This is a genomic window from Kitasatospora sp. NPDC007106 (assembly GCF_040634455.1).
In the GTDB taxonomy this organism is placed as follows: Bacteria; Actinomycetota; Actinomycetes; order Streptomycetales; family Streptomycetaceae; genus Kitasatospora; species Kitasatospora arboriphila.
The window spans coordinates 1-2,272 of record NZ_JBEYFP010000900.1 but is presented as its reverse complement, the minus strand read 5'-3'; the positions used below and the strand labels follow the sequence as shown (position 1 = coordinate 2,272).

The window sequence follows — 2,272 nt, the reverse complement described above, 5'->3', positions numbered from 1 at the left end:
CTGCTGCCCGGCGCTCGGACCTGCGCAGTCCTGGTCACCAGCCGGGTCTGGCTGACCGGCCTCCCGGGCGCCCACCACCTCCACCTCGACGCGATGGAACCGGCCGAGGCGCTGGACCTGCTCGCCACCGCCGCCGGCCGCGCCCGGACCGAGGCCGAGCCCGAGGCCGCCACCGCGATCGTCACGGCCTGCGGCCTGCTGCCGTTGGCCGTACGGGTGGCCGGCTCCCGGCTGGCCGCCGACCCTGCGCAGTCCCTGGCAGGCCTGGCCTCCGCCCTGGCCGACGAGCAGACCCGACTCGCCGAACTCGCCCACCACCACACGGCGGTGGAACCCGTCCTGGCGCTCTCCTACGCCCGGCTCGACGGCGAACGGGCCCGCGCCCTGAGGCTGCTCGCCCTCCCGGACACGCCGGTGCTCGGCCTGGGCCCGGCCGCAGCGCTGCTCGACCGCGCCCCGGAGCGCACCCGCGAGCTCCTGGAGACCCTGGTCGACCTGAACCTGCTGAACTCGCCGGCCGCCGACCGGTACGGGCTCCACGACCTGCTGCGGGTCTTCGCCCGCCGGCGCGGCGCCGACGAGGACGACCCGGCGGAGGTCTCGGCCGCGTACGCCCGGCTGCTGGCCTCCTGCCTGGCCACCGCCCGGAACGCCGAGGCGACCGCCCACCACGTCGAGCACACCCGTCGCAGCCTGATCACCGCGGAGACCGCCGCGCCCGGCAGGACCTTCGACACGGTGGAGGACGCCACCGCCTGGCTGCGCGACCAGACCGAACTCCACCAGGCCGTGATCCACCGGGCCTGCCAGGACCCGGCCCTGCCGCTCGCCCAGGCCGCCGACCTGACGGACAAGATGGGCTCGATCCTCTTCGGCCGCGACTACGCGACCACGGTCGGCGACCTGGCGGCCCGGGTCGCCGAAGCCGCGCCGGCCCGCGGCGAACGGGACGCCGAGGCGCTCGCCCGCTCGGTCCGCGGCAGCATGCTCTGGCACGCCGGCTCCTACGCGGCGGCGGGTGAGGAGCTCCGCCGCTGCCTGCCGCTGTGCGCGGGGGCAGCGCTGCGCCGACTGCGCGCCAACGTCCTCCAGCTGCTCGGGGCGAACGCGCGGGTGCTGAGCGACTTCGAGGCGGCGATCGGTCCACTCGAAGAGGCCTCGTCGCTGTTCCACCAACTCGACGACGAGACCGCCGAGGGCCTCGCACTCGGCGAGCTCGGCTACGTCCACGCACGGTGCGGCCGCCTCGCACGGGCGCGCACGGCCGGCGAGCGGTGTGCCGAGCTGACCGGTGGTGAGGTGTCCATCTCCTCGTCCGTCGGGAGCTACTACCTGGCCCGGATCCTCCACCTCTGCGGCGACCTCGCGCGGGCCCTGGAGCGGGCGGAAGCCGCCCTGGCCCGGTTCCGGTCCTTCGGCATGCCGGCCTTCCAGGCCGCGACCGGCGGCCTGATCGCCCGGATCCACCTCACGGCCGGGCGGCCGACGGCCGCCGTCCGGGCCGCGGAGGAGGCACTTCCGCAGGCCCGCCGCGTCGGCGGGATGCTGGAGGGCACCGTGCTGCGCACCCTCGGGCAGGCCCTCGCCGACCTGGGCCACCGCAGCCGGGCCCGTGCCTGCCTCGGACAGGCACACGAGCACTTCCGGCGGCTGGACCTCGACGCCGACGCGGCCGATACCGAGCAGCTGCTCGGCGTGCTCATCGAATGTCCATCGCCATGACCGAGCCTTCTGTCGTGCCCCGGTCAACCGGACCGGGGCCAGTGGGGAGGGAATGCACATGTCCGTCAAGGGAGTCCGCCGGGTCGTCCTGGGCCTGGCCACCACCGCGCTCGCCGGAGGAATCGCACTGACCGGCGCCGGAACGGCTTCGGCGTCGAGCGGCGGCGGCTGCGGCGGCCCGGGTTGGAAGCAGACCTGCATCAGCGCCGGCGGCGGCCAGGTGTCGGCGCAGGTGAACACCAACTTCGCCAGCAACAACTGCACCGAGCAGATCATCATCTGGGACTACACCACCGGCAGCCAGGCGCTCTCCACCTCGTTCCCCTGCCACTCCGGCCAGTACTCCTACACCTACACCCTCAACAACCCGACCCCGGGCCACGACTACAAGGCCGAGGCCCGCTTCTACTGGCAGCCCGGCAGCGGCTACGACTACCAGCTCAGCCCCGACCTCTGGTACTGAGCCGCCGGGCGCGAGGCGACACCGCCCTCGACCCCCACGCGCCCTGAGCCCGCACCGCGTCCCGTCCCCGACACTCACGGGGGCGGG

Annotated in this window: 2 protein-coding genes; both read left to right on the top strand. The window is 74.8% G+C overall.

Annotated features, from left to right (window positions below):
- On the top strand, positions 1-1,722 hold a 1,722-nt coding region (locus ABZ641_RS33820), incomplete at its 5' end, for an NB-ARC domain-containing protein (RefSeq protein WP_359988109.1).
- Positions 1,723-1,780: 58 nt separating this feature from the next.
- Complete coding sequence (locus ABZ641_RS33815; protein WP_344623630.1) at positions 1,781-2,185, top strand: hypothetical protein; 405 nt, start codon at positions 1,781-1,783, stop codon at positions 2,183-2,185.
- Positions 2,186-2,272: the final 87 nt, after the last annotated feature.